Origin of the sequence: Bifidobacterium pullorum subsp. gallinarum (assembly GCF_000741215.1) — a bacterium.
GTDB classification, from domain to species: domain Bacteria; phylum Actinomycetota; class Actinomycetes; order Actinomycetales; family Bifidobacteriaceae; genus Bifidobacterium; species Bifidobacterium pullorum_B.
On record NZ_JGYX01000007.1, the window covers coordinates 61571 to 87631 of the forward strand.

Annotated in this window: 21 protein-coding genes and 1 tRNA gene; 19 read left to right on the top strand and 3 right to left on the bottom strand. The window is 64.8% G+C overall.

All coding sequences use genetic code 11. From position 1 onward, the window contains the following. Positions 1-48: 48 nt before the first annotated feature. The 4 genes from BIGA_RS08155 to BIGA_RS08170 all read left to right on the top strand — a co-directional run bounded on the left by BIGA_RS08155 (position 49) and on the right by BIGA_RS08170 (position 4270). Positions 49-1494 (top strand): FAD-dependent oxidoreductase, encoded by a 1446-nt coding sequence (locus BIGA_RS08155; RefSeq protein WP_033506878.1) that lies wholly within the window; start codon positions 49-51, stop codon positions 1492-1494. A 182-nt stretch (positions 1495-1676) separates the two neighbouring features. Then, a complete protein-coding gene (gene htpX, locus BIGA_RS08160) occupies positions 1677-2633 on the top strand; it encodes a zinc metalloprotease HtpX (protein WP_033506876.1) in 957 nt (318 codons plus the stop codon). A gap of 71 nt (positions 2634-2704) precedes the next feature. Next, positions 2705-2778, top strand: a tRNA-Gly gene (locus BIGA_RS08165). Between the two features lie 253 nt (positions 2779-3031). Next, on the top strand, positions 3032-4270 hold the full coding sequence (locus BIGA_RS08170) for an ATP-binding protein (RefSeq protein WP_051917195.1): 1239 nt from the start codon (positions 3032-3034) through the stop codon (positions 4268-4270). Between the two features lie 25 nt (positions 4271-4295). Here the strand turns inward: BIGA_RS08170 and BIGA_RS09625 are convergent, their stop codons facing one another. Then, positions 4296-5510 (bottom strand): polysaccharide deacetylase family protein, encoded by a 1215-nt coding sequence (locus BIGA_RS09625; protein ID WP_033506874.1) that lies wholly within the window; start codon positions 5508-5510, stop codon positions 4296-4298. 117 nt (positions 5511-5627) lie between these two features. Between BIGA_RS09625 and BIGA_RS09630 the strand changes: the two genes are divergently transcribed. The 11 genes from BIGA_RS09630 (at position 5628) to ilvC (BIGA_RS08230) (ending at position 20096) form a co-directional block, all read left to right on the top strand. Beyond that, on the top strand, positions 5628-6119 hold the full coding sequence (locus BIGA_RS09630; RefSeq protein ID WP_161786260.1) for a hypothetical protein: 492 nt from the start codon (positions 5628-5630) through the stop codon (positions 6117-6119). 171 nt (positions 6120-6290) lie between these two features. Beyond that, entirely contained in the window at positions 6291-7379 is a 1089-nt protein-coding gene (gene fbaA / locus BIGA_RS08185) for a class II fructose-bisphosphate aldolase (protein WP_033506870.1), read from the top strand. A 192-nt stretch (positions 7380-7571) separates the two neighbouring features. After that, entirely contained in the window at positions 7572-8873 is a 1302-nt protein-coding gene (locus BIGA_RS08190; RefSeq protein ID WP_033506868.1) for an adenylosuccinate synthase, read from the top strand. 168 nt (positions 8874-9041) lie between these two features. Then, positions 9042-9914, top strand: coding sequence for a fluoride efflux transporter FluC (locus tag BIGA_RS08195; protein ID WP_161786259.1), 873 nt, complete (start codon positions 9042-9044; stop codon positions 9912-9914). Continuing rightward, positions 9911-10282, top strand: a complete 372-nt coding sequence (locus tag BIGA_RS08200) for a fluoride efflux transporter FluC (protein WP_033506866.1) — start codon at positions 9911-9913, stop codon at positions 10280-10282. Before BIGA_RS08195 ends, BIGA_RS08200 begins: the two co-directional genes overlap by 4 nt. Before the next feature lie 223 nt (positions 10283-10505). Next, a complete protein-coding gene (locus BIGA_RS08205) occupies positions 10506-11654 on the top strand; it encodes a LacI family DNA-binding transcriptional regulator (protein ID WP_081929607.1) in 1149 nt (382 codons plus the stop codon). A gap of 228 nt (positions 11655-11882) precedes the next feature. Then, the gene (gene gtfA, locus BIGA_RS08210; protein ID WP_033506864.1) at positions 11883-13397 is read left to right on the top strand and encodes a sucrose phosphorylase; all 1515 of its coding nucleotides are present in this window, start codon (positions 11883-11885) and stop codon (positions 13395-13397) included. Between the two features lie 77 nt (positions 13398-13474). Continuing rightward, positions 13475-15037, top strand: coding sequence for an MFS transporter (locus BIGA_RS08215; RefSeq protein ID WP_033506862.1), 1563 nt, complete (start codon positions 13475-13477; stop codon positions 15035-15037). 238 nt (positions 15038-15275) lie between these two features. Then, positions 15276-16997, top strand: a complete 1722-nt coding sequence (locus BIGA_RS08220; RefSeq protein ID WP_051917197.1) for an MFS transporter — start codon at positions 15276-15278, stop codon at positions 16995-16997. A gap of 361 nt (positions 16998-17358) precedes the next feature. Further along, on the top strand, positions 17359-18717 hold the full coding sequence (locus tag BIGA_RS08225) for an MFS transporter (protein WP_033506858.1): 1359 nt from the start codon (positions 17359-17361) through the stop codon (positions 18715-18717). Positions 18718-19043: 326 nt separating this feature from the next. Continuing rightward, positions 19044-20096 carry a ketol-acid reductoisomerase gene (gene ilvC / locus BIGA_RS08230; RefSeq protein ID WP_033506856.1) on the top strand — a complete coding sequence of 351 codons (1053 nt, stop codon included), beginning with the start codon at positions 19044-19046 and terminating at the stop codon, positions 20094-20096. 344 nt (positions 20097-20440) lie between these two features. Here ilvC (BIGA_RS08230) and BIGA_RS08235 read toward each other — a convergent pair whose 3' ends face one another. Then, on the bottom strand, positions 20441-21679 hold the full coding sequence (locus tag BIGA_RS08235; RefSeq protein ID WP_081929610.1) for an ATP-binding protein: 1239 nt from the start codon (positions 21677-21679) through the stop codon (positions 20441-20443). A gap of 311 nt (positions 21680-21990) precedes the next feature. Between BIGA_RS08235 and ilvC (BIGA_RS08240) the strand changes: the two genes are divergently transcribed. From ilvC (BIGA_RS08240) to BIGA_RS09640, 4 genes are all read left to right on the top strand, one after another. After that, entirely contained in the window at positions 21991-23043 is a 1053-nt protein-coding gene (ilvC, locus tag BIGA_RS08240; RefSeq protein ID WP_033506854.1) for a ketol-acid reductoisomerase, read from the top strand. A 535-nt stretch (positions 23044-23578) separates the two neighbouring features. Continuing rightward, a complete protein-coding gene (locus BIGA_RS08245; protein ID WP_237744093.1) occupies positions 23579-24331 on the top strand; it encodes an alpha/beta hydrolase family protein in 753 nt (250 codons plus the stop codon). Between the two features lie 397 nt (positions 24332-24728). Continuing rightward, entirely contained in the window at positions 24729-25010 is a 282-nt protein-coding gene (locus BIGA_RS09635; RefSeq protein WP_051917199.1) for a hypothetical protein, read from the top strand. Between the two features lie 14 nt (positions 25011-25024). Continuing rightward, entirely contained in the window at positions 25025-25291 is a 267-nt protein-coding gene (locus BIGA_RS09640; protein WP_033506852.1) for a ribbon-helix-helix domain-containing protein, read from the top strand. Positions 25292-25303: 12 nt separating this feature from the next. Here the strand turns inward: BIGA_RS09640 and BIGA_RS10180 are convergent, their stop codons facing one another. Then, a complete protein-coding gene (locus BIGA_RS10180) occupies positions 25304-26047 on the bottom strand; it encodes an SGNH/GDSL hydrolase family protein (protein WP_394295750.1) in 744 nt (247 codons plus the stop codon). Positions 26048-26061 lie beyond the last annotated feature (14 nt).

The following is a 26061-nucleotide window of genomic DNA, read 5'->3' on the forward strand; positions in this document are numbered from 1 at the left end:
CGCGGCCTGGGCCTAGTGCGATTCGAGGTGTTGCGCTAGGCTGGTCGCGTGACTGAGAACAATGAACTTCGTATTGCCGTGATCGGCGCCGGCCCGGCTGGCGTCTACTCCTCCGATATCTTCCTGCGCCAGCTCAAGAAGACCGGCGCCGAGCTGGGATTGGGCGAGAACGCCCGCATCGATCTGTTCGAGAAGCTGCCCGTGCCGTTCGGCCTGGTCCGCTACGGCGTGGCCCCCGACCATCCGTCCATCAAGTTCATCGCCGACGCGTTGGAGAAGACGCTCGACAACCCGAACATCCACCTGTACTGCGATGTGGAGTTCGGCAAGGACGTGGCGCTGGACGAGCTGCTCGCCCGCTACGACGCCGTGCTGTTCGCCACCGGCGCCGTGGAGGACAAGCCGCTGGGCCTGCCCGGCGCCGACCTGGATGGCGTGTACGGCGCCGCCAAGTTCGTGGAATGGTACGACGGCTATCCGACCGGTGCCCGCATCTGGCCGCTGGAGGCCGAGGAGGTCGCCGTGATCGGCGGCGGCAACGTGGCCATGGACGTGGCGCGCGAACTCATGCGCAACGCCGACGATCTCAAGGCCCGCACCGACATTCCCGACAACGTGTATGAGGGCATCAAGGCCAACAAGGCGCGCGTGCTGCACCTGTTCATCCGCCGTGGCGTGGCCCAGGCCAAGTTCTCGGTGCAGGAGCTGCGCGAGATGGAGAAGCTGCCCGGCGTGCAGCTGATCATCAACGAGGACGACTTCGAACTCGACGACGATACGATCGAGGAGGCCGGCAAGGACAAGCTCACCCGCCAGATGGTGGAGGAGCTGTTCGCCATCCGCGAGATGGCCGAGGACATGGAGGACGACGGCGACGTCGACTTCGAGGGCAACCCGGCCGACCGCAAGTACTACATCCATTTCAACTCCGCACCGACCGAGGTGCTGGGCGAGGGCGGCAAGGTTGCGGCGATCCGCGTGGAGCGCACCGAAACCGGCGCCGACGGCAGGATGCGCCGCACCGGCGAGTTCGAGGACTACCCGGTGCAGGCCGTGTACCATGCGATCGGTTACCAGCCGGCATCGGCCCCGGGCATCGCCTACGACCAGCGTCGCGCCCACCTGGCGAACGCGAACGGCGACGGCCGCATCACCACCGAGGCCGAGGGCGGCGAGGTGCGTGAGCGCCTGTACGCCACCGGCTGGGCCAAGCGCGGCCCGGTCGGCCTGATCGGCTCGACCAAGTCCGATGCGCTGATGATCGTGACCAACATGCTGGAGGACCTCTCTAAGGCCGCCGAGGGCGGGTGTGTGGCGCCGGACCGTGATCCGGAGTCGATTGACCGCCTGCTGGCCGAGCGCGGCGTCAAGCCGATCGACTTCGCCGGTTGGAAGAAGATCGATGCGTTCGAGCGTGCCGAGGGCGCGAAGGAAGGCCGCGAACACAAGAAGGTCATCGACCCCGACCAGATGCGCGAACTGGCCCACGCCTGAGTCTGGGCCGTTGGGCCGTTCGGCCGTTCGGCGGGTGATTCGCCGAACGGGATGACGTACGGACTGTGCGTGAACGTATGGACGCTCACCGTTGCTTGGCTGCGGTCAAGCGACGGTGAGCGTTTTTTTGTTCGGAGCGTACGTCCAGCAAATATCCAGCCAATAAATTTAGGCTGAGCCGTATGGAAGGCAATCTGCGGGTGCGCGGCCATTACAATGGCCTGAAAACAACGATGTTGTTCGCGCTGATGTGGGCCGTGATCATGCTGATCTGGTGGTTGACCGGCGGCAGTCGCGGCACGTTGGGCATTTATATCGTCATCGGGTTGGCGACCACGTTCGGGTCCTACTGGTTCTCCGACAAACTCGCCATCGCCTCGATGCATGCGCGTGAGGTCTCCGAACAGGAGGCCCCGATGCTGTACAAGATCGTGCGCGAACTGTCCGCCAAAGCGGGCAAGCCGATGCCCCGCATCTACATCGCCCCCACCATGAGCCCCAACGCCTTCGCCACCGGCCGCAACGAACGGCATGCGGCGGTCTGCTGCACGCAGGGCATCCTGCAGATCCTCAATGAACGGGAGATTCGCGGCGTGCTCGGCCACGAGCTCATGCACGTTTACAACCGCGACATCCTGACCTCCGCCATCGCCTCCGCCATGGCCACCGTCATCACCTACCTCGGGTATTCGCTGATGTACTTCGGCGGCGCGCAACGGTACGACGACGACCGGGACAACGGCGGCTCCGGCGCGTTCGGCCTGATCGGCGTGCTGCTGAGCGCCATCCTGGCGCCCATCGCCGCCTCGCTGATCCAGATGGCGATCTCCCGCACCCGCGAGTTCGACGCCGACGAGGACGGCAGCGCGCTGACCGGCGACCCGGAGGCCCTCGCCTCGGCGCTGAACAAGATCTCCTACGGCGCGCAGGCCAATCGCATGCCGAAGACCGCGGCCACGCAGGCCGTCTCGTCGATGATGATCGCCAACCCGTTCTCCGCGGTCGGGTTCAGCAAGCTGTTCTCCACCCATCCGCCGACCGACGAGCGCATCGCCCGTCTGATGCAGATGGCGCAGGAGATGCGGGACGCCGGCATCGACGCGGGTTCCGGCGCAGGCGGCGCCCAGATCCGTTACTGAATGTCGCGTTTCACCTGTTCGAGGATTCGTGGTACGCTATGGTTTTGTGCCTGCCACAAGCGGGCCGACTTGCGGGCGTAGTTCATCGGTAGAATGAAAGCTTCCCAAGCTTTAGAGGCGGGTTCGACTCCCGTCGCCCGCTCCACTGTAAAACGTTGGAATATCAATCCGGCGTCAAATTCTCGGATTCTGATCTATCGCGACTCTGATGCAACTCGGCAAAACGTTGAAAAATCAAGGATTTGTAGCGAGGGTATAACGCTGATTGTATCAGAGTCACCAGACGTGTTTTTAGTATACTGAAAAATACTGCGTTCAGGCACTGTTGTCTTTAGTATACTAAAACTAATGCCCGTTAACGCCGCGCATTGTTAGTATCGTGCAATACCGAGGAGCCGATGATGTTGATTGATCGTCCTGCGCTGTTAGCGCGGTTGCGTGCTTACCGCAATACGGATCAGGTCAAAGTGCTGGTTGGTGTGAGGCGTTGTGGCAAATCTACGTTGTTGGACATGTTCAGGCAAGAGCTGGTGTCCGGCGGCGTTGAATTACGCAATGTGTTTGTCAAGCGTCTCGATGGGTTCGATGTCCCCATTGGATATTCGGCAGAAGATCTGCACAGCGAGCTTCAGGCAGCGATGGATGTCAGCGATTCCACGCTCCCTTTCTATGTGTTTTTGGACGAAGTCCAGGATGTATCCGGATGGGAATTGGTCGTAAGGCGGCTGCAATCCCGTGCCAATACCGACGTGTACATCACCGGGTCCAACGCACAGCTGTTGTCCGGAGAACTATCCACTCATCTTGCCGGAAGATTCGTGGAGATCCCTGTATATCCGTTGTCGTTCCGTGAGTTTGCGGGAATGGACAGCCATCGGGACATTTCCCCGGACACTCTGTTCGCTGAGTATATGCGGTATGGGGGTATGCCTGGATTGATGACGTTGGGCGATACCGATGAACGAACCAAGACGGATATCCTTGCGGCGATTTTCGAATCGGTCATCGTCAGGGATGTGGCGCAGCGGTACGGTATTCGTGATCTGTCATCACTGGATAAACTCAGTCGGTATCTGATGGCAACCTCGGGCAATCTGTTTTCCACTAATAGTGTGGTGAACACGTTGCGTTCCGCAGGAGTCAAAACATCATATGTCACGATTGACAATCAGATCCGTGCGTTGGAACAGGCGTGCGTCATCTACGCTGCTGAACAGGAAGGGATCCGCGGCAAGGAGCTGCTGCATCCGCAACGGAAGTTCTACGCGGTGGATAACGGGTTGCGGAATCTGACGAACAATTTCACGTTTTCGGATCGTGGAGCGCAGCTTGAGGGCATCATCTTCATGGAGTTGTTGAGACGCGGGTATCGAGTCACAATCGGCCGGAGCGGCACAGGCGAAATCGATTTTGTGGCGGTATCCGGGACCTCACGCGAATACATCCAGGTCACGCTGAGCATGCTGGAAGAATCGACACGAGAGCGGGAGCTGCGTCCCTTGCAGGGGTTGACTGATGCGTACCCGAGAACGGTACTCACGCTGGACCGGTTTAGCGATGGCGTGACCGAGGAGGGCATCCGCATCGTCAACGCGGTTGACTGGCTGCTGGAAAACGATGGCGCAACTGGCGAGTGATTGCCGATCGGTCCCGCACAGGCGTTTACGCCATCGCCGCCAACTGCTCGACGGTCACGAACTCGTAGCCCTGTTCGCGCAGTTTGTCGATGATATCCGGCAGCGCCTCGATATCCTGCGAGCGGTCGCCGCCGCCGTCATGCATGAGCACAATCGCGCCGTTATGCGCGTTGTCGAGCACCGTCTTGACAATCGCCTCGGCGCCGGGGCGCTTCCAGTCGAGCGTGTCGATATCCCACAGCACGTTCATATCGATCAGATCGGCCGCGTCCCGCCACTGCTGTTCGCCGAACGCACCGTACGGGGCCCGGAACACCTTGGTGTCCACATCGGCGGCGGCGCGTAGAGCATCGAACCCAGCACCGATGTCGGCGCGCATCGCATCCCGGTCCAGATCCGGCATGTTCGGATGGCTGTTGCTGTGCGAGGCGAGCTGGTGGCCCTCACTCACCACGCGCCGTGCGGCGGCCGCGTTGTTCGCCGCGTTCTGCCCGAGGTTGAAGAACGTGGCCTTGACACCCTTATCCTTCAGCACGTCGAGAATCCGCCCCGTATACTGGCTCGGCCCGTCGTCGAACGTCAGCGCGATCACCTTGCGGCCGGCCGGTCGCGGATTGATCGCCTCCACCACCAGATCGACCGGCTGCTCGATCACGCCCTTGTCCACCTCCTTCTTCGAGGAGCGGCCCACCCACACCTCGCGCACGCCGTCCTTGCCGGTCCGGACGAGCCGCTGGATCGAACCGCCGGAACCGACGTCCGCGCCGTGCGGCACCGGATCATGCCGGACATCGTACCCCTCGGTCACATCCCCGCCGGACGTCACCGTCACCGTAGCCGGCTCGGGCAACGGCGTCCCGTCGAACGATTCGGCCGCAACAGGCGAACCGTTCAACGTCACCGTCATCGGCTCGCCGCCGCGTTCGTCGACCACGTCACCGGTGATCGCCAGCAGCCGTCCCGGCTTATGGCCGAAGTCGTTGTTGTCGGCCAGCAACGCGCCCAGCGTCGTATCGACGCGGACCTTGAACGTCGCGTCGTTCACTCGGACCGGAACCAGCCGCCAGTGGTGATCCCACATCCAATATGCCCACGCGCCGCCGCACGCCAACAGCAATGTCGTCAGGGCCATCGCCAGAACGATTGGCCACCGGCGGCGCGGACGGCGTGGAACGTCATTGCCGTGATGCGGTACCCCGCGCGCAATGCCGTCGAACGACAGTTCCTCGATTCGCTCCATAATCCCCTCGCTCCAGTGGGTGTTCACACCATGATACGAGCGGGTGGACTTTGTTCGCGGACCGGTATGGGGGTGGACGACGGTGTTTGGGGCAGGCCGTCGGCTGATAGTCTGGTTGTGCGCGATCGCGCACAGACGCCAGGCAAGGCCGCCAAGGAGGATGATATGGGACTGTTCGACCGATTCAGGAAACCCAAGGACACGGGGCAGGTCAGCATGGACGGGGCGGTTGACGCCCGTTCCGCCGATACTGCCGCCCAGTCGGGGACGGCGCAGGCGGCTGGGGCGGTCGGCGCGGTCGGTGCGACCGGTGCGGCGGGGAGCGCGACTGGGGAGTTCCGGTTGCCGATCGCGGACGTGTTCACCATCGCCGGCAGAGGCGTGGTCGTCGTCGGACAGGTGGCGGTCGGTGCGTGCCGGAGCGGTGATGCCGCGGTCGTCGTGGGCGCGGACGGTGCGTCCGTGGTGGGCGATACCACGATCGTGGGCATCGAAGCGTTCCGCAAGCGCGTCGACGTGGCGCGGCAGGGCGATATGGTGGGGCTGATGCTGCGCGGGGTGTCCCGGGAGCAGGTGCACGCTGGCGATATCGTCGTTGTTCGACAGTAGGCGAGTGGCGGACTGCACCCGCCTCGTACCAGGCAATGCCGACGGTATGGGGCGGATGCATGCGTGTGACAGGGTTCTGGCATGCGATGGGTGCCGGTAGTGTGAGCGAACACACAGTGAATTTCGCCGTAGCGCGGCCCGGTGCCCGTTGCGGCGCGGGATAATGGCAGTATGACCATTGCAACTCCCGAACGATATGCCGAAATGCTGGACGCCGCGCGCCATGGGGGGTACGCGTATCTGGCGATCAACGTGACCAGCTCGCAGACGCTCAACGCGGCACTGCAGGGATTCGCCGAAGCGGAATCCGACGGCATCATCCAGGTGTCGGTCGGCGGCTCGGCCTATTTCTCCGGCAAAACCGTGCACGACCGCGTCGTCGGATCGCTGGCGTTCGCGGCGTTCGCACACGAGGTGGCCGCGCAGTACCCGAACATCACCATCGCCCTGCACACCGACCACTGCGCCAAGCAGTACCTGGACGAATGGGTGCGGCCGTTGCTCGACCATGAGATCGACCAGGTCCGCCACGGCCAGGAGCCCACCTTCCAGTCGCATATGTGGGACGGCTCCACCGTACCGCTGGAGGAGAACCTCACCATCGCCGCCGAACTGCTGGAGAAGTCGGTGCGCGCGCAGACAGTGCTGGAGATCGAGATCGGCGCGGTCGGCGGCGAGGAGGACGGCCACTCCGCGGAGATCAACGAGAAGCTGTACTCCACGCCCGCCGACGGCCTGCGCGTGGCCGAACGGCTTGGCTTGGGCGAGCATGGCCGGTACATGGCCGCGTTCACGTTCGGCAACGTGCACGGCGCTTACAAGCCGGGCGTGGTCAAGCTGCGCCCCGAACTGCTGCGCGATATCCAGACCGAGGTGTGGAACGCCACGCATGATGGGCGTCTCGGCAGCCTGGGGGCCTCAAGTGTGTCCTCCTGCGCGATTCCCGACCTGCCGGAGGGCAAGCCGTTCGCGCTCGTATTCCACGGCGGTTCCGGCTCCTCGCCCGAGGAGATCGCCGCGGCCGTCTCCTACGGCGTGGTCAAGATGAACATCGACACGGATACCCAGTACGCGTTCTCGCGGGCGATCGCCGGTCACATGTTCCGCAACTACGATGCGGTGCTCAAGGTCGACGGCGAGGTAGGCAACAAGAAGCTGTATGACCCGCGCTCCTGGGGCCGCGAAGCCGAGGACGCCATGGCCGCGCGTGTGGTGGAGGCCTGCGTGCAGCTCGGCTCCGCCGGCCGCGCGCTGAAGTAGCCCCCGCCCGGTATAGGGCTCAGGGTACGCTACTTGTGGCGAAAATGTGGCTGTATCCGCCAACGCGTGCCAGACATGTCAGGGTGTGCCGGACATGCCGAGCGCGCCGATGTTCGGGAGGCGCACCACGCATGCAAGCGTGCATGAGGGCGCGGCACCGGACGGGATCGCGGGTGCATAAGGAGGTGCGGAATGCCTGGAATCGTGTTGATCGGCGCTCAGTGGGGCGACGAAGGCAAGGGCAAGGTGACCGATCTGATCGGCACCAAGGTCGATTATGTCGCCCGCTTCAATGGCGGCAACAACGCGGGCCACACGGTGGTGGTCGGCGACGAATCGTACGCGCTGCACCTGCTGCCCAGCGGCATCATCAACCCGAACGTCACGCCGGTGATCGGCAACGGCGTGGTGGTGGACCCGGAGGTACTCTTCGAGGAGATCGACGGCCTGGAATCCCGCGGCCTGGACTGCTCCCGCCTGCTGGTGAGCGAGTCGGCCCAGATCATCGCCCCGTACCATCGCGTGATCGACAAGGTGACCGAACGTTTCCTGGGCAAGCGCAAGATCGGCACCACAGGCCGCGGCATCGGCCCGGCCTACGCGGACAAGATCAACCGCGTCGGCATCCGCGTGCACGACCTGTTCAACGCCGAGCACCTGCATGACAAGGTGGAGGCCAGCCTGCACCAGAAGAACCAGATGCTGGTCAAGCTGTACAACCGCCGCGCCATCGACGTGGACCGCACCACCGACGAGTTGCTTAAGCTCGGCGAACGCCTGAAGCCGTACGTGGCCAATACGAGCCTGGTGCTGAACCGGGCGCTGGACGCCGGCAAGACGGTGCTGTTCGAGGGTGGTCAGGCCACCATGCTGGACGTGGACCACGGCACCTACCCGTTCGTGACCAGCTCCAATCCGACCGCTGGCGGCGCCTGCACCGGCACCGGCGTCGGCCCGACCAAGATCAGTCGTGTGATCGGCGTCTCCAAGGCCTATGTGACCCGCGTGGGCGAGGGCCCGTTCCCCACCGAGCTGATCGACGAGCAGGGCAAGTGGCTGCAGCAGCAGGGCCATGAATTCGGCGTGACCACGGGCCGCCCCCGCCGTTGCGGCTGGTTCGACGCGGTGGTGAACCGCTACGCGGTGCAGGTCAACGGCCTGACCGACATCGTGCTGACCAAGCTGGACGTGCTGACCGGCCTCAAGGAGATCCCGATCTGCGTGGCCTACGACGTGGAGAACCCCGACGGCACGCACACCCGCTACGACGACATGCCGTGCGACCAGGCCGCGTTCGCCGCTGCCAAGCCGATCTACGAGACGATGCCCGGCTGGACCGAGGACATCTCCCAGGTGCACGCCTTCGAGGATCTGCCCCAGGCCACGCAGGATTACGTCAAGCGTCTGGAGGAGCTGTCCGGCTGCCGGATCTCGGTGATCGGCACCGGCCCGCAGCGCGACCATATCATCTCGGTGCATTCGCTGTTGGATTGATGTAACGTTTTGTCTCAGACCCGATCAGCCCGGTCGGCAATCGCCGATGACGGTCGCCCGATTGGGTTGTGCGATGATGCGTATCCCGGCCGTGATGTCGTCGGCGCGGGAAGGCGGGAGGTGGCGATGGCCGGTTACGGACAACGGGACGCCGTGCGGAACGGTCGGATGACGGTTGTACACGATGCCCCGTCTTCTGTATCTTCATCCGGTTCCGATGCGTCCGCGTCCATTCGTGGGGGGAGCGCGGGCGTTCCCGATGCCTCCACCCCGGCCGCGGATTCGGTACCCCCTCAGATCCCGCTGGCCCCGATCAAGGCGTTCCAGCCACGGTTCAACCCGCTGGCCGATGCGATGATCTATCTGGTGGTGTTCGTCGGCGGCTGTGTCGGCACGGCCATGCGCTACGGGCTGTCGGTGGTGGTGCCGCAGGCGGAGAGCGGCGCGATCGCCTCGTCGTTCCATGTGGCCACGTTCGTGGCGAATATGGCGGCGTGCTTCATCTACGCCGCGCTGACCACGTATGTATCACAGGCGTCGTGGATTCGCAGGAGGATCCGCCAGCTGACCAGCCGAGGGGTCGGCATGGGCATGTGTGGCGGGTTTTCCACGCTGTCCGCCATGGTGATCGAGGAGCTGGCCTCGTTGCGGCAGGGGTATGTCGTCGGATTCGCGATCTATATGCTGGTGTCGTTCGCCGGCGGCTTGGCGGTGGCGTGGTACGGCACGCGTCTGGGGTTGGCGGCCTGCGCCAAGCGTCAGGCCAAGCTGGTGGCCGCGGCGTTCTCGCCGCAGCCCGGCGGCAGGCATGCGATGCCGGCGGCCATGGTGACGGCCGTGGAGAACGCGCCGATTGTGGTGGATGCGCCCGTGGTGGTGCCGGTTCCCGACGCCGCCGGCGCGGCAGCCGGCAAGGCCGCCGATGCGGCGGATGAAGACGAGTCGATTCCGTCCGTGTCGTCGTCGGTGATCGAGCCGAAGCCCGATACCGCGGAGATCCCGATGGTCTCCGACCCATTCACGGGGGAGGTGCGCGGATGACGGCGTTGTTGGTGTGCCTGTGCGGCGGTCTGGGCGCGGTGGCCCGCTTTGTGCTGAACACCTCGATCCAGCGGTGGTGGAGCCGCGCGTTCCCGCTGTCCACGTTCGTGATCAACGTGATCGCCACGTTCTGCGCCGGCGTGGCCGCCGCGGCGTATGCGTCCATGGCGGTGGAGCAGTCCACGTATCTGCTGTTCGTCACCGGGTTCCTGGGCGGGTTCTCCACGTTCTCGACCGCGATCAACGAGATGGTGTCGTTGGCGAGGAACGGACGGTTCGCGATGGCCGGCTGGTATCTGCTGGCCACGGTGGTGGTGCCGATCGTGTGCGTGGCGTTGGGCTGGATGGTCGGTTCGCTTGGCCGGTGAACCGGCGGTCGGGACGTTGCCGTGCCATGGGTCCGGCGCCGCGTCAAAGGGCGTGCCCCGGTTTTCGCCGGGATCCTCCGCCGTGCCGGGGCCGATGGTTGTCGAGGTATGTCCGCGCGGTTAAACTCGTACGCATATGTGGACGAGCCGTGTCGTGCGCCATTCGGTTCAGCGGTGACGGATGGTGTGCGGCGCCGGATGAGCGAATAAGGAGCAGTGCGTCATGGTCGGAATGCGCGATGTGGCGAGGAAGGCCGGTGTGTCGCTGAGCACCGTCTCGCTGGTCGTGAACGGGACCGGGTACGTGTCCGCCGAGATGCGCGGGCGCGTGGAGGCGGCGATGCGTGAGCTGGATTACATCCCCAATGAGCTGGCCCGCAACCTGTACAGCGGGAGGACATCGCTGATCGGCGTCATCGTGCCGACGATCCGCCACCCGTTCTTCTCCACGCTGACGGCGTCGCTGCAACGCGCGTTCGCGGCCCGCGGCCTGCGCACGATGCTGTGCTCGACGGCGGACGCCGAAGGCGGTGAGGTGGAATACGTCGACATGCTGCGCCGTCGCATGATGGATGGCATCGTGATGGGTGCGCACACCTCGCACGCCCCGGACTATTGGACGTCGATCGGCCGTCCGGTCGTTGCGTTCGACCGGTATCTGGGCGAGGGCATCTCCTCGGTCGGCTCCGATCACGAGCAGGGGGGCAGGTTGGTGGCCGATCTGCTCGTGCGAACGGGGGCGCGGCATGTGGTGACCCTGGGCGGTCCGCGGGCGCAGTTCCATGATCTGCAGCGGTGGGTGGCCGATCACGCCGCGATAGGGGACGATGGACCCGCCAGCACCTTCCCGACCGTGCGCTATCACTTGACCCTGGAGCGTGAGCTGCGCGCCGCCGGGGCGGTGCACGAATACCTGGAGGCCGGGGAGGTGCATGACATGCAGGCCTACGCGCAGGCCGCGCGGGTGGTGTGTGCGCGCGCGGCCGAGGGGACGGTCGATGCGATCGTCAGTTCGGATGTCGGCGCGGCGTTCTGCGTGCAGGAGGCGCTGCGGCTCGGGCTGCGCATTCCGGAGGACCTTCAGATCGTCGCGTATGACGGGACGTATCTGGCGCAGGCCGCCGGTCTGCGCGTGACCGCGGTCCGTCAGGACTTCGACGCGATCGCCGACGCGATCGCCGGGCGGATGGACGAGGCGATCGCCGGGGGCTGCGTGACCGCGGAGCCCGTCGACGACGGCGCCATGGACGATGCGGCGGGCGGGACAGGCACCGATGGGGCTGACGCCGGGACGGACGTGGTGGCCAGCGTGCTGCGGATGATCGATGATCTGGTGCCGGTCGTGCTGATGCCGGGCGAGACCACGCGCTGACGGGCCCGAGGCTGGTTCCGGCGCTGGGCCTGCTGTGCCTGTTGGCGAGACCACGCGCTGACAGGTCCGAGGGTAGGGGGCGAGGGATGCCCCGTCCATGGCATCGAACCGGTTCGACACGCCATCGCGGTGCCTGTTGCCGTGCGCCTGACCTGCCGTTACACTGGGTCGAACCGGTTCGATGCAAGGGGCGTCCGACCGGCATCATCACCGTTCAAGGAGTTGTCCATGAAAAACAAAGTCCAACTCATCACGTATGCCGATCGGCTGGGGGCGGGCACGCTGGCCTCGATGACCGACATCCTGCGCACGCGGTTCGACGGGGTGTACGAAGGCGTGCACATCCTGCCGTTCTTTACGCCGTTCGACGGCGCCGACGCGGGCTTCGACCCGATCGACCACACCGCGGTGGATCCCCGTCTGGGTGGCTGGGATGACGTGGCCGAGCTGGCCCGGACCCACGGCATCATGGTCGACGCGATCGTGAACCATATGAGCTGGGAATCCAGCCAGTTCCAGGACGTACTCGCCAAGGGCGAGGAGTCGGAGTACTTCCCGATGTTCCTCATGATGAGCACCGTCTATCCGGACGGCGCCACCGAGGAGGAGCTGGCCGGCATCTACCGCCCGCGTCCGGGCCTGCCGTTCACCCACTACACCTGCGGCGCGAAGACCCGTCTGGTGTGGACCACGTTCACCCCGCAGCAGGTCGACATCGACACCGACTCCGAGCAGGGCTGGGCGTACCTGATGTCGATCTTCGACCGGATGGCCGCCTCGCACGTCAGCTACATCCGCCTCGACGCGGTGGGCTACGGCGCCAAGGAAGCCGACTCCTCGTGCTTCATGACTCCGAAGACCTTCGAACTCATCGGTCGGCTGCGCGAGGAGGGCGCCAAGCGCGGCCTGGAGATCCTCATCGAGGTGCATTCGTATTACAGGAAGCAGATCGAGATCGCCTCCAAGGTCGACCGCGTGTACGACTTCGCGCTGCCGCCGCTGCTCCTGCACAGCCTGTTCACCGGCCACGTCGAGCCCGTCGCCCACTGGGCGGCCGTCCGCCCGAACAACGCCGTCACCGTGCTCGACACCCATGACGGCATCGGCGTCATCGACATCGGCTCCGACCAGCTGGACCGCAGCCTCAAGGGCCTGATCCCGGACGAGGACGTGGACGCACTGGTCAACACGATCCACGCCAACACGCACGGCGAATCCGCGGCCGCCACCGGCGCCGCCGCCTCGAACCTGGACCTGTACCAGGTCAACAGCACGTATTACTCCGCGCTCGGCTGCAACGACCAGCACTATCTGGCAGCCCGCGCCGTGCAGTTCTTCCTGCCGGGCGTGCCTCAGGTCTACTACGTCGGCGCGTTGGCCGGCGGCAACGACATGGATCTGCTCAACCGCACCCACGTCGGCCGCGACATCAACCGCCACTACTACACGGTCGCCGAGATCGACGAGAACCTCGAACGTCCGGTGGTCAAGGCCCTGAACGCGCTGTGCAGGCTGCGCAACACGCTCGACGCCTTCGACGGCGAGTTCTCCCACGAGGTCGACGGCGACACGTCGATCACCTTCCGCTGGCAGGGGCGGACCTCGTCCGCCGCGCTCACCTTCGAGCCCGGCCGCGGTCTCGGCGCGGACAACGCCACGCCGGTGGCCTCGCTGGCCTGGACCGATGACGAGGGCGCGCACGCCACCGACGACCTGCTGAACAACCCGCCGGTCGTCGCCTGAGAGCCAGGCCCGCGCCGCCGGCCAACGACCATCCAACGCACTGCAGCATCATCGTGCATGACAAGAGAGGGAAGCATATGAACGATGAACAACGCGACGGCGGGGAGCAGACCCCGCCGCAGATCCCCGGACGGCACTTCGTCCGTCCCGGCATCGACGACCGGCCGGATTACGACAAGGTCCTGAGCGAATCCGACAAGGCGGCCGTGGCCCGCCTCGCGGTCCCCAAGGACACCGAGGCGATCGTCGCCGACCCGTACGTCACGGATGCGGGCGCCCAGTCCGCCAAAATCGCCGAAAGTATGATCGGCGGCAACCGCATCGAACTGCCGGACCCCGATTCGGCGTTCCTGGACATGCGCGACCCGATGGTCGCCGCCAACGGCGAACGCGTCAGCATCAGGGACGTCGTCCGTCTCGGCGCCGGCTTCACGTTCAGCCTGATCATCACCGGCATCGTGTGGACCGCGCTCTCGTCGATCCTCGTGCCGCAGCTGGTCGACCAGATCGCTCCCGACCAGCGCGCTTCGTTCATCGGCCTGATCAACGCCGTCGGCTCGGTCATCGCGCTGGTGGCGAACATCGTGTTCGGCACGTTCTCCGACCTGACCCGATCCCGCTTCGGCAAACGCACGCTGTGGATCGCCAGCGGCGGCGTGCTGTGCGGTCTGTGCGTGTTCGGCCTGACGGCGGCCGATTCGCTGCCGATGATTCTGCTGCTGTGGTGCGGCATCCAGCTGTTCTACAACTGGATGAACGCTCCGTTCGTGGCCACGATGGCCGACCGCGTGCCCGACAAGTTCCGCGGCACCGTCTCCTCGTTCATGGGCGGCGGCGGCGTGCTCGGCCAGACCGCCGGCGCGCTCGTCGGCTCGATGCTCATCAACGACATCCCGCTCGGCTTCAGCCTGGGCGCCCTCGGCTTCGGCCTGGTCGGCATCATCGTCGTCGGCATATGGCCCCGCGAGGCCTCCAACCTGGACGAACAGCGCGTCCCGCTCAACCTGCGCAACGTGCTGCGCGCCTTCGTGCCGCCGCACGGCAAAGGCTCCGGCAACTTCTACTACGCGCTGCTCGGCCGCATGATGATGGTGGCCGGCTACCAGATGATCACCGGCTACCAGCTGTACATCGTCAAGTACTACGTCTTCTCCGACTCCGGCTTGGACGCGGCTGGACTGTCGGAGGCGGCCGCCGGCGTGATCGCCGTGATGTCCGTGATCACGATGGTGGCCTCGCTGTTGGCCGCGCTGGTCTCCGGTCCGATCTCCGACCGGCTGGCCATGCGCAAGATCCCGGTTGCGCTCGCCAGCTGCCTGTTCGCCGTCGGCGCGGCCATGCCGTGGATCCTGCACAGCCCGATGGGCATGTACCTGTTCGCGGCCATCGCCGGCTTCGGCTACGGCACCTACAACGCGATTGACCAGGCGCTTAACGTCTCGATCCTGCCGAACCCGAAGGAGGCCGGCAAGGACCTGGGCGTGCTGAACATGGCGAACACGCTGAGCTCGGTCATCGGCTCGGCCCTGACCTCCACGGTCGTGGCCCTGACCGACAACTACCAGCTCGTGTTCCCGGTGTGCATCGTCGTCGTGCTCGTCGCCGCCGCGCTGATCATGCGCATCCGTGGCGTGCACTGACCGCTCGCGTCGCGTCCCTCGCGTCCGCCGGTTCCGCCGAACGCGAGGACCCGTCTGTCCGGTCGCTTTCCAACTACGCCGTGCCGGGGCGTCCGCCGCGCCGATCGACGGACGCCCCGGCACGCGCGTATGACCTCGCTCGTTGACCGCCGTGAGTACGCTGGAACGGACATGGCGCGCACGATGTCCGGCGGATGCCGGCACACGTGCCGCTGATACCGTGAGGGAAAGACGAGAGATGAACGACGAACCGCAGAACCACCATGACAATCCGACGCCCACACCGCCGCCCCTGCCCGGGCAGATCTTCGTGCGTCCGGGCATCGACGACCGTCCCGATCTCGACAAGGCGCTGACCCCGGAGGACAAGGCCGCGCTCGCGCGCCTGACGGTCAGGCAGAACCCCCGTCAGCCCGAGGCGTCCGGCGACCGTCCCGAGGTGCAGGCCGCGCAGATGAGCGCGGAGGGGGCGCCGATGGCCGCGGCGGCACGTATCGACACGGCCGTGCCGAATCTGGAGTCCTCGTTCCTGGACCTGCGCGACCCGATGGTCGACGCGGACGGCTACCGCCCCTCCGCCACCGAGATGACGCGCATGAACATCGGATTCGCCGCAGGGGCCGTGCTGTGCGCCGCCCCGCTGGGCGCGCTGAACACGGTGATCCTGCCGGTGCTGGTTGATCGATTCGCCGGCGTCGGCCGCACCTTGCCGCTCGCGCTGCTGATTGCCTTCGGCGTGGTGATGTCGGTGCTGTCCAACGCCGTGGTCGCCGTGCTGTCCGACCATACGCGCACGGAGCTCGGGCGACGCACGCCGTGGATTCTCGGCGGAGGCGTCGTCGCGGCGCTGTTCACGCTGCCGTTGGGCGCAGCCGCGAATGCGGTTATTCTGACGCTGCTGTGGTGCCTGGTGCAGATCGGGTATGTGATGCTGTCCGCGCCGATCGCCGCCGCGTTCGGCGAACGCATCCCGGATAAGTTCCGGTCGCGGGCGGACGCGTACCGCGGCATCGGGCTGACCGTGGGACAGTTGCTGGGCGCCGTGGTCGCCGTGCTGCTGATCCGGACGCCGTCCGTGGCGATCCGGCTGTGCGCGGCCTGCTTCGTTGTGGCCGCTGTGGTTGTGGTGTTGGTGCTGCCGCGCGAGCGTTCCAGCGTGGAGCTGCGCTCGCGAGCCATCGAACAGCATGAGTTCTTTTCCCACTACCAGATGCCGAAGGGCGCGCCGAATTTCGTTCGTGTGCTCGTTGCGCGTCTGGTCATGACCGCCGGTGTTTCGCTGACGGGCGTGTTCCTGTGGTACATCGTGCTGTATGCGGTCAACGGCGGCGACGTCGATGCCGCGGTGCCGGTGATGGCGGCTGTGGCGGTCGCCTCGTTCGTCGGCGGACTGATCGCCACGCTGGTGCTGGGGCCGGTGGCGGACCATTGGGAGGACGGCCGTATCCCGTCGGTGCTGGCTTGCGGGCTGTATGTCGTAGGTCTGGCGGTGCCGTGCGTGGCGCCGTCGGCGGCCGGCGTGATCGCGTATGCGCTGCTTTCCGGATGCGCCTATGTGATCTTCGACGGCATCAGCCAGCGTCAGGCGGCTGCTGTGCTGCCGGACATCCGTATGGCGGGCCGGAATCTGGCCGTGCTGAACCTGGCCTCGCAGGTCGGCGTCATCGTCGGCGCATTGCTGGGCGCGCTGGCGTTGTTCGTCGTCGGCACGTATCAGGTGCTGTTCCCGGTCGCCATCGTGGCGGTGATCGTGGCCGCCGCGGTGATCTGGTCCATCCATGAGGACCGGGGGGCGCTGAGCGGCGGTACTGGTGTGAATCGGGGCGTGACCGGCTGTCGGCCACGCCCCGATTCGTATGGATGGGGAGCGTGCCTTGTGTCCTGTTGCCCGCGGATCGAGACGTTACGTGGGCGTCCGCGGATCCATCGTCCGGGGCTTGCGTGCGACCGGCGGATATGATGTCCGGAATGTGGACGCCTCCCTCCGTCGTATGGGGACGGCTCCTATGTTGGTTCATGGTTCGGGCCGGATGAGGCCCGGAAATTTGGAACGTTACCGAAAGGAGGCTCGCCGTGATGAACGGAATGACGATGCACGCAGTCGCGTCCGCACGAATTATGATTCCGTCGTCGCTGGCGGACTGATTCGGCATGCACGCTTGAACCCGCTAGCGACGGCAGGGTTCGCATCATCACACGTGTCCGGGCCCTGCGTCAAGCGCGGGGCCCGTTTCGTTGCGCCCCACAAGGCAACGCATCGGCGCGGACCGCAACACCATCGCGGGACGGACGTCCCGCACCAGTAGCGAAGAGGGGATCCCATGACAACAGTCGACAATCCGACTGGTACCGCCGCCAGCGGCAAGGCGACCGCGGCGGTCCGCGACTCGGTCAAAACCGTCATCGCGGCCTCGATGGTCGGCACGGCCATCGAATTCTATGACTTCTACGCCTACGGCACCGCCGCGGCGAACTACTTCCCGACCGTGTTCTTCTCGGACACCACCAACCCGACCGTCGCGCTGCTGCTCAGCCTGGTCACGTTCGCGGTCGCGTTCATCGCCCGCCCGGTCGGCTCGCTGATCTTCGGCCACTTCGGTGACCGTCTCGGCCGCAAGAAGACGCTGGTCGTCTCCCTGATGACGATGGGCGTGGCCACGTTCCTCATCGGATGCCTGCCGTCCTACGAGCAGGTCGGTCTGCTGGCGGTTGTGATCCTGTGCCTGTGCCGCTTCGTGCAGGGCATCGGTCTGGGCGGCGAATGGTCGGGCGCGGCGCTGGTCGCCACCGAGAACGCGCCGGAGAACAAGCGCGCGCTGTACGGCTCGTTCCCGGAGCTGGGCGCGCCGATCGGCTTCTTCCTATCCAACGGCACGTTCTTCCTGCTGGAGGCGTTCAACGATTCCGAGGCGATGATGAGCTGGGGCTGGCGTGTGCCGTTCCTGCTGTCGGCCGTGCTGGTGGTCGTCGGCCTGGTGGTGCGCGTGCACATGGAGGAGACCCCGATCTTCCGCATGGCGCAGGAGCGCAACGAGGTGGTCAAGGCCCCGGTGGTGGAGGTGTTCCGCAAGAGCTGGGTGCAGGTGCTGCAGGCCACGTTCCTGGTGGCCGTGACCTATACGCTGTTCTACACGCTGGCCACCTGGTCGCTGGCCTGGGGCACCAAGCCGGTCGGTCAGGGCGGCGGCGGCCTCGGGTTCACCAACCAGGAGTACCTGCTCATGCTGATGGTGGCCGTGTGCGTGTTTGCGCTGTTCATCGTGCTCTCCTGCGTGTATGCCGACCGGATCGGCCGGCGCCGCGTGCTGACGTTCTCGTCGGTGGCGCTCGTTGTGTTCGCGGTGGCGTTCCCCTACCTGCTGATGGGTGAGGGCAAGCGCGACTTTGTGGCCGTGATGGTGTTCCTGTGCGTCGGCTTCGCGCTTATGGGCACAGCCTTCGGTCCGATCGGCGCGTTCCTGCCCGAACTGTTCGACGCCAACGTGCGCTACACCGGCTCCGGCATCGGCTACAACTTGGCCGCCATCGTCGGCGCGGCCTTCGTGCCGACCATTGCCACCTGGCTGGCCGCCAATTGGGGCGTGCAGTCCGTGGGCCTGTACCTGGGCGTGATGGCGGTCTGCTGTCTGATCGCCGTGGTCACCTGCCGCGAGACCAAGGACGTCGATTTCACCAAGTGACGGACGGGGTTTGTCCGAATCCCCAGATTCTTACGTTGCGAGCGGTAACGTTCCGATCAAAACGCAAGAATCCCCCGATTCGGACAATCCCCCCACCAGGTGTCCGCATCAGCCATCCGGTCTGCCTACGGCAGTCGGTCAGTATGCGAACATCACCATCCAATATTTCGGTTGCGGTACTAGAACGGGCCGCAACAGTGGCACCCGATCACGTCGGACGACTCTGATCGGATGCCGGGCGATAACAAGTTTCGGACGCCGAACGCGCCCGGCACGCCGCCAGCAAAAGAGGGCGGCGCGACAACGATCAAGAAGGAGCGCCAATTATGGCAGCAACGATCTGGTATGAAAACGACGGCGATCTGTCCGTGCTCAGCGGCAAGAAGGTCGCGATCCTGGGCTACGGCTCGCAGGGCCATGCACACGCGCTGAACCTGCGCGACTCGGGTGTGGACGTGGTCGTCGGCCTGCGTCCGTCCTCCAAGTCGGTGGAGTTCGCCAAGGAGCAGGGCCTTGAGGTCAAGTCCATCGAGGATGCCGTCGCCGAGGCCGATGTGGTGATGATCCTGCTGCCGGATCAGTATCAGGCCAAGGTCTATAAGGAGCAGGTGGAGCCGAACCTGAAGCCGGGTGCCGCTCTGGCGTTCGCGCACGGCTTCAACATCCACTACGGCTACATCAAGCCGTCGGAGGATCATCCGGTGTTCATGGTGGCCCCGAAGGGCCCGGGCCATATCGTCCGCCGCGAGTATGCGGCCGGCCGTGGCGTGCCGGTTGTGGTGGCCGTGGAGCAGGATCCGCGCGGTGATGCCTGGGGGATCACCCTGGCGTATGCGAAGGCTCTGGGCGCGCTGCGCGCCGGCGCCATCAAGACCACCTTCACGGAGGAGACCGAAACCGATCTGTTCGGCGAGCAGGACGTGCTGATGGGCGGCGTGAACCATCTGGTCGAGGCGGGCTTCGAGGTGCTGACCGAGGCCGGCTATCAGCCGGAGATTGCCTACTTCGAGGTGTGCCACGAGCTGAAGATGCTGGTTGACCTGATGAACGAGGGCGGTCTGAACAAGGCCCGTTGGTCCTGCTCCGACACCGCCCAGTACGGCGACTTCACCTCCACCGTGGTGGACGAGTCCACCAAGGACCGCATGCGCTATCAGCTCAAGCGCATCCAGGACGGCTCCTTCGCCAAGGAGTTCATGGATGATCAGGCCGCCGGCGCCCCGAAGTTCAAGGAGCTGCAGGAGAAGTTCAGCCACGAGAAGATCGAGGAGGTCGGCCCGAAGCTGCGCGCCATGTTCTCTTGGAACAACGGCCCGGCCGCCGATGCCGACGAGGCCGAGTCCTTCAACGGCAAGATCGCCCGCACGCAGGTGCAGTGACAGAAATTCCCGCAGGGATTTTCACAGGTCACTGCACGCGAGGCGACAGAGGAAGTCCTGTGGACTTCCGAATCGCCGGAGCCAGCCTTGTGTGACAGAAATTCCCGCAGGGAATTTCACAGGTCACTGCACGCGAGGCGACAGAGGAAGTCCTGTGGACTTCCGAATCGCCGGAGCCAGCCTTGTGTGACAGAAATTCCCGTAGGGAATTTCACAGGTCATTGCGTGTGAAGCGCGTCAGGCCGCCAACCGTGGGGTTGACGGCCTGACTTCGTATGTGGCGGTCATCCGGTCGATGCCGCGGCCCGACCGGTAGTCGGTACGCATGCGGCGGTGCGTGTCGGCTAGGCAAGCGTGGTATCTCGTCCCAATAGCCATTCCACAACGTTCACGTGGCGGACGCCGCCCATACCGGTGGGCGGCAGCGTATCGTTGGTTATCAGATAGCAGGGCGTTCCCACCGGTGTTCCTCGGAACGAGGATAGCTCGCGCTCTCGCGTTCGTGGGTCGGTAACGGTTTCGGACACCTGGATGTAGGCGATGTCCTGCATCTTACGCGCAATGAAATCCACTTCGCCACCCTGTGTCATGCCAACATATACGTTATAGCCGCGTCGGCGCAATTCCAGATAGACGATGTTCTCCAGCACATGCCCGGAATCCAGAGCGTTGTCGCCCGCTACATGATTGCGCAATCCCACATCGGATGCGTAATGTTTCGTCGGCATGGTCAGCCGTTCCTTGCCGCGCAGGTCGTGGCGTACCGCTGTATAGAACAACTGCGCATCCGTCAGATGAGCGATGTAGTTGTTGACGGTTGCCCGCGATGTCTTGATTCCTCCGGAGATGAGTGCGCCGCTGATTTTCGCTGTGGAAATCAGCGAACCGATGTTGCCGTATAGGTATTCGGCGATGCGGATGAGCGTCGGCATATCCCTGACGGTGTGGCGTTCCGCGATGTCTTTGACCAACACGGTGTTATAGATGCCTTCGAGATATGCGTTCTTTGCGGACGGCGAGTCCAACGTCGCCAGTTCCGGGAATCCTCCCCATCGCATGTATTCGGGGAACAGCGCCGCCTCGTATCCTTCGGGAGCGTGCCTGGCTTGCGCATATTCGTGGAATGAGTATGTGTATACGGGGATTTCCACGTATCGTCCGGATAAAAGAGTGCCGAGTTCGGGAGACATGAGCTCCGCATTGGAACCTGTGACGTACAGGTCCGTACCCGGTCTGGCGTAGAGACTTTCCACTGCATCCTCGAAACCGGAGCAGCGCTGCACTTCGTCGATGAACACATACGTCGTCTGCCCTGGAACGAGCCGATCGAGCACGTACTGGTGAAGCGCGTGTTTCTCGCGCAGCGCTTCGTTCTCCAATAGATCGAGGTCGATTACGACCATACGCTCATCCGGCACGTGGCATTCGTCTTTGAGCCATGCTCGGTACAGACGCAGCAAAGTGCTCTTCCCGCAGCGGCGCACCCCCGTAATGACTTTGATGACGTGTTTGCCGGCGAATGCCGCAAGGTGTTCCATATACTGTGGACGTGGGGTCAAGGCATCTGATTCGAGGCTGTTCATGTTTTGATGGTACTACAACATGTAATCCTAAGTTGCAACTATAGAGGATATTTCCGTATGTTGCTACTTAGAGTTGCAACATGAGTGACAATGGTGGAGTGTTGGCATTCTGGATTGCAATGTGAGCGCGCCCGAAAGATGGAACGCCTGTTTTTGCATGCTGGATGTTCCGAGTAATAATGGTCAGCAGTTTGTGAGGACAAAATCCTCAGCACCAGACAGGGCGGGGCAACCCGCGGCCGGGCACCATCCGGCCACATAACGAAACAAGTTTCATAACTCAACACTGAGTGACATAAAGGAGTGCCATTATGGCAGCACAGATCTGGTACGAGAACGACGGCGATCTTTCCGTGTTCAACGGCAAGAAGGTCGCGATCATCGGCTACGGCTCGCAGGGCCACGCGCACGCGCTGAACCTGCGCGACTCCGGCGTCGATGTCGTCGTCGGCCTCCGCCCGACCTCCAAGTCGGTCGAGTTCGCCAAGGAGCAGGGCCTGGACGTCAAGTCCGTGGCCGATGCCGCCGCCGAGGCCGACGTGATCATGATTCTGACCCCGGATCAGGCCCAGCGCAAGGTGTGGGCCAATGAGATCGAGCCGAATCTCAAGCCGGGTGCCGCCATCGCGTTCGCGCACGGCTTCAACATCCACTACGGCTACATCAAGCCGACCGAGGATCATCCGGTCTTCATGGTCGCCCCGAAGGGCCCGGGCCACATCGTCCGCCGCGAGTACGCGGCCGGCCGTGGCGTGCCGGTGGTCGTGGCCGTCCAGCAGGATCCGCGCGGCGACGCCTGGGATCTGACCCTGGCCTACGCCAAGGCCCTCGGTGCCCTGCGCGCCGGCGCCATCAGGACCACCTTCAAGGAGGAGACCGAAACCGATCTGTTCGGCGAGCAGAACGTGCTGCTCGGCGGCGTGAACAAGCTCGTCGAGATGGGCTTCGAGGTCCTCACCGACGCCGGCTACCAGCCGGAGATCGCCTACTTCGAGGTCTGCCACGAGCTCAAGATGATCGTGGACCTGATGAACGAGGGTGGTCTGAACAAGGATCGTTGGTCCTGCTCCGACACCGCCCAGTACGGCGACTACGTCAACACCTGCATCGACGAGCATGTTCGTGAGCGCATGGAGTACCACCTCAAGCGCATCCAGGATGGCTCCTTCGCCAAGGAGTTCATCGAGGATCAGGACGCCGGCGCCCCGAAGTTCAAGCAGCTGCAGGAGGAGTACTCGCACGTCCGCATCGAGGAGGTCGGCCCGAAGCTGCGCGCCATGTTCTCCTGGAACAACGACGGCGTCAAGGATGCCGACGAGGCCAACTCCTTCACCGGCAAGATTGCCCGCGCTCAGGTGCAATGACAGAAATTCCCGCCGGGAATTTCACAAGTCATTGCGCGCGAGGCGGCCGTAGAGGAAGTCCGGTGGACTGAGCCGTGAAGTGGAGACTCCGGTGGAGTCTCCATAGGCGAAGTGAGTGGCCGTTACGGCCACGAAGGACGCGTGCAGCGCGTCATGCCGCCGGAGCCAGCCTTGTGTGACGGAAATTCCCGCAGGGAATCTGAGACTGTAGCGCGTTGAAGGCCACCAGCCATCCGGCTGGTGGCCTTCAACGTATTCGGGCGGACGTGTCGCGTGGGTCTACGACGACACGCCCGAGGTGTCCGCGGAGTTCGGGGGATGGTTTGCGGGGAACCTTGGTTTTCCGCCATTCTCCGCGGACCATCCCCCGAACCTTGCGGTCGTGGCGGGCGTGTCGCGGACATGGCGGCTGCTGTTGGTGCGTCGCGGCCACTGTGGGTCGTCTCGGACATGACGCGGCCGACGCCGGCTCGACGCCGTGCCATTAGGCTGGAAGACATGCCCGTCAACGGGCTCATGGATTCAAGGAGGCATTGTGGAATTCGAAGTGATTCGCGACGGACTGCACCTGCGCGGGGTCATCGACCGTCCCGAGGGCGATGCACCCTGCCCGGCGGTCGTCATGCTGCATGGGTTCACCGGCGACATGGGCGACCGTCCCGGCACGCTGTTCCAGGAGATCGCCGAACGGCTGGTCGCCTCCGGCGTCGCCGCAATCCGCTTCGACTTCAACGGCCACGGCTGCAGCGACGGCGACTTCGGCCGGATGGACGTGCTCAACGAGATTGAGGACGCCATCGCCGTTCTGACCTACGTGCGGTCGCTTGACTGGGTGGGGGACGTCCGTCTGCTCGGCCACTCGCAGGGCGGCGTGGTCGCCGGCATGATGGCCGGGCTGTATCACGACGTGATCGGGCGTCTGGCGCTGATGGCCCCGGCCGCCACGCTGAAGGACGATGCGATCGCCGGCACCTGCATGGGCGTGCGCTACGACGCCGCGCATATCCCGGATGCGGTGGCCATCGACGGCGGCGCGCACGTGGTCGGCGGCCATTACTTCCGCATCGCCCAGACGCTGCCGATTTACGAGGTCTCCGCGCGATTCGCCGGGCCGGCGCTCACGGTCCACGGGCTGGCCGACGAGATCGTCGATCCGGAGGCGTCCCGCCGCTACGGCGCGGCCCTGCCCGACTGTACGGTCCGTCTCTACCCTCAGCTCAATCACGGCATCGAGGGTGTCGACCATGATGCCGCCGTCGCCGAGGCCGTCCGCTTCCTGACCGCCTGACGCGGCTGCGGCCGTTCGTGGCGAAACGTCTCCATACGGTTTTTGGGCATGGCTAATACGGATGTGGTTCGTCGCGTCGTCATGCGTTCGACTGTCCGTGTCCGCGTTCGACCGGCCACGTCCACGCCCGGTGATCCGTCGGTTCGCCGCCATGAGCCGGGCGCGTTTCCGCCTGCATCGTCGTGACGTGGCGGCGCATGGCGTTCCGGCATTGTGGATAACCGGTGGCCTTCGACCACAATGCCCGGCGGAACTTGCACGGTTGGTTTCCCCTCCCGTATCGTCGTGACAACATCGGCGGACGGTTCGATCGGGGGATGATATGCACGGTGCGAACGAATGCGGGGACCTCATATTTCGTATTACAATAAAGTAATACGAAAAGGCGGATGCGGTCATGTCGGATAACCCGATGCGTCCGATCCGGGTCGATGAGCGGGTGCATCGGCGCCATCCCGACGTCACCGAGGATGACGTGCGGTACGCATGGTCCCATATCGTGCGTTCCATGCGCAGAGATGGGAAGGCCGAACCCACGCAGTACCTCGCCGTCGGCGTCGCACCGGACGGTCGTCTGCTGGAGATGCTGGCGATCATCGACGCGGGCAGAGGGACGTGGCACGTCTACCATGCCATGACCGCGCAACGCAAAGCCCTACGCGAGCTGGGGCTGATATGAGAAAGGGGCGGATCATGGCGATTGTGACGGAAGACGGGCATGCGGTCACCGACGCGATGCTCGACCAGTGGGCGGACGACGCGGAGCGTGGCCGCTACCACGGGACCCGCGGCGACATCGTCGTCGGACGGCCGCCGCTGAGCGATGAGGAGCTGGTGACGTTGACGTTCAAGATTCAGCCGTCCGTCCTCGCGCGGGTGGACGCGGCGGCCAGACACGCCGGCATCACCCGTTCCGCGTTCCTGCGCCGTGCCGTCGAACACGAACTGGCCGTTACGTGACGAGGGCGGCGCTCATCCGCGCAGCAGGTCAAGGAAGGCGGGGAGGATCGCGCGGTAGCCGGCCTCGTTGAGGTGCATGCCCTCCATGGTATATTCGGCGCGCAGCCGGCCGCGGTCGTCCAGCAGCGGCGCGTTGAGGTCGACGAACCGGGCGCCGTGCCTCGCCGCCAGCGCGCGTACCGCCCCGTTCGCCGAGCAGAGCCGTTCGTTGGTGCGCGCGGCGAGGCACTGGCGGATGCCCTCGTCGACGGCCACGTCGGGATTGACCGGGTAATACGCCAGCATCGTGACGTCGATGCCCGGCAACGCGCGTTCGACCGCCACGAGGATGCGGTCGTAGCGGGCGACGAGCACGTCGTTCGTGGTCGCCGGGTCGTTGAGGTCGTTCGTGCCGATGTTGATGATCAGCCGGGACGGCCGCAGCGCCAGTACGCATTCGTCAAGGCACGACAGCAGCTCGTCGGCCACGAAGCCCGCGACGCCACGGTTGTGCAGGTTGATGTCCAGCCCCGCCTCGGCGACCATCCGCTCGACCGGGAAGAACTCCATCAGCGACGATCCGGCGCACACGACGCCGCCCGGCTCGACCGTGCGGTTGAGCTCGCGATAGCGCTCGACCTTCGCGCGCTTCTCGGGGTCGAGCGCGTCGGGCGTGGTTTCCGGATTGGCTGCGGTGGACGGGACGACGGAGGTTTGGAAGGCGGAGTCCGCGTTGACGGAGCTTGAGACGGTGGAGCCCGGATTGGCGAAGCTCATATCGGCGGACCTCG

What these genes read in the sequence shown, in the direction of transcription:
- htpX (WP_033506876.1), top strand. Translation starts at nt 1,677, where the DNA reads ATGGAAGGCAATCTGCGGGTGCGCGGCCATTACAATGGCCTGAAAACA.
- BIGA_RS08170 (WP_051917195.1), top strand. Translation starts at nt 3,032, where the DNA reads ATGATGTTGATTGATCGTCCTGCGCTGTTAGCGCGGTTGCGTGCTTAC.
- BIGA_RS09625 (WP_033506874.1), bottom strand. Translation starts at nt 5,510, where the DNA reads ATGGAGCGAATCGAGGAACTGTCGTTCGACGGCATTGCGCGCGGGGTA.
- fbaA (WP_033506870.1), top strand. Translation starts at nt 6,291, where the DNA reads ATGACCATTGCAACTCCCGAACGATATGCCGAAATGCTGGACGCCGCG.
- BIGA_RS08190 (WP_033506868.1), top strand. Translation starts at nt 7,572, where the DNA reads ATGCCTGGAATCGTGTTGATCGGCGCTCAGTGGGGCGACGAAGGCAAG.
- BIGA_RS08195 (WP_161786259.1), top strand. Translation starts at nt 9,042, where the DNA reads ATGACGGTTGTACACGATGCCCCGTCTTCTGTATCTTCATCCGGTTCC.
- BIGA_RS08200 (WP_033506866.1), top strand. Translation starts at nt 9,911, where the DNA reads ATGACGGCGTTGTTGGTGTGCCTGTGCGGCGGTCTGGGCGCGGTGGCC.
- BIGA_RS08205 (WP_081929607.1), top strand. Translation starts at nt 10,506, where the DNA reads ATGGTCGGAATGCGCGATGTGGCGAGGAAGGCCGGTGTGTCGCTGAGC.
- gtfA (WP_033506864.1), top strand. Translation starts at nt 11,883, where the DNA reads ATGAAAAACAAAGTCCAACTCATCACGTATGCCGATCGGCTGGGGGCG.
- BIGA_RS08215 (WP_033506862.1), top strand. Translation starts at nt 13,475, where the DNA reads ATGAACGATGAACAACGCGACGGCGGGGAGCAGACCCCGCCGCAGATC.
- BIGA_RS08220 (WP_051917197.1), top strand. Translation starts at nt 15,276, where the DNA reads ATGAACGACGAACCGCAGAACCACCATGACAATCCGACGCCCACACCG.
- BIGA_RS08225 (WP_033506858.1), top strand. Translation starts at nt 17,359, where the DNA reads ATGACAACAGTCGACAATCCGACTGGTACCGCCGCCAGCGGCAAGGCG.
- ilvC (WP_033506856.1), top strand. Translation starts at nt 19,044, where the DNA reads ATGGCAGCAACGATCTGGTATGAAAACGACGGCGATCTGTCCGTGCTC.
- BIGA_RS08235 (WP_081929610.1), bottom strand. Translation starts at nt 21,679, where the DNA reads ATGAACAGCCTCGAATCAGATGCCTTGACCCCACGTCCACAGTATATG.
- ilvC (WP_033506854.1), top strand. Translation starts at nt 21,991, where the DNA reads ATGGCAGCACAGATCTGGTACGAGAACGACGGCGATCTTTCCGTGTTC.
- BIGA_RS09635 (WP_051917199.1), top strand. Translation starts at nt 24,729, where the DNA reads ATGTCGGATAACCCGATGCGTCCGATCCGGGTCGATGAGCGGGTGCAT.
- BIGA_RS09640 (WP_033506852.1), top strand. Translation starts at nt 25,025, where the DNA reads ATGGCGATTGTGACGGAAGACGGGCATGCGGTCACCGACGCGATGCTC.
- BIGA_RS10180 (WP_394295750.1), bottom strand. Translation starts at nt 26,047, where the DNA reads ATGAGCTTCGCCAATCCGGGCTCCACCGTCTCAAGCTCCGTCAACGCG.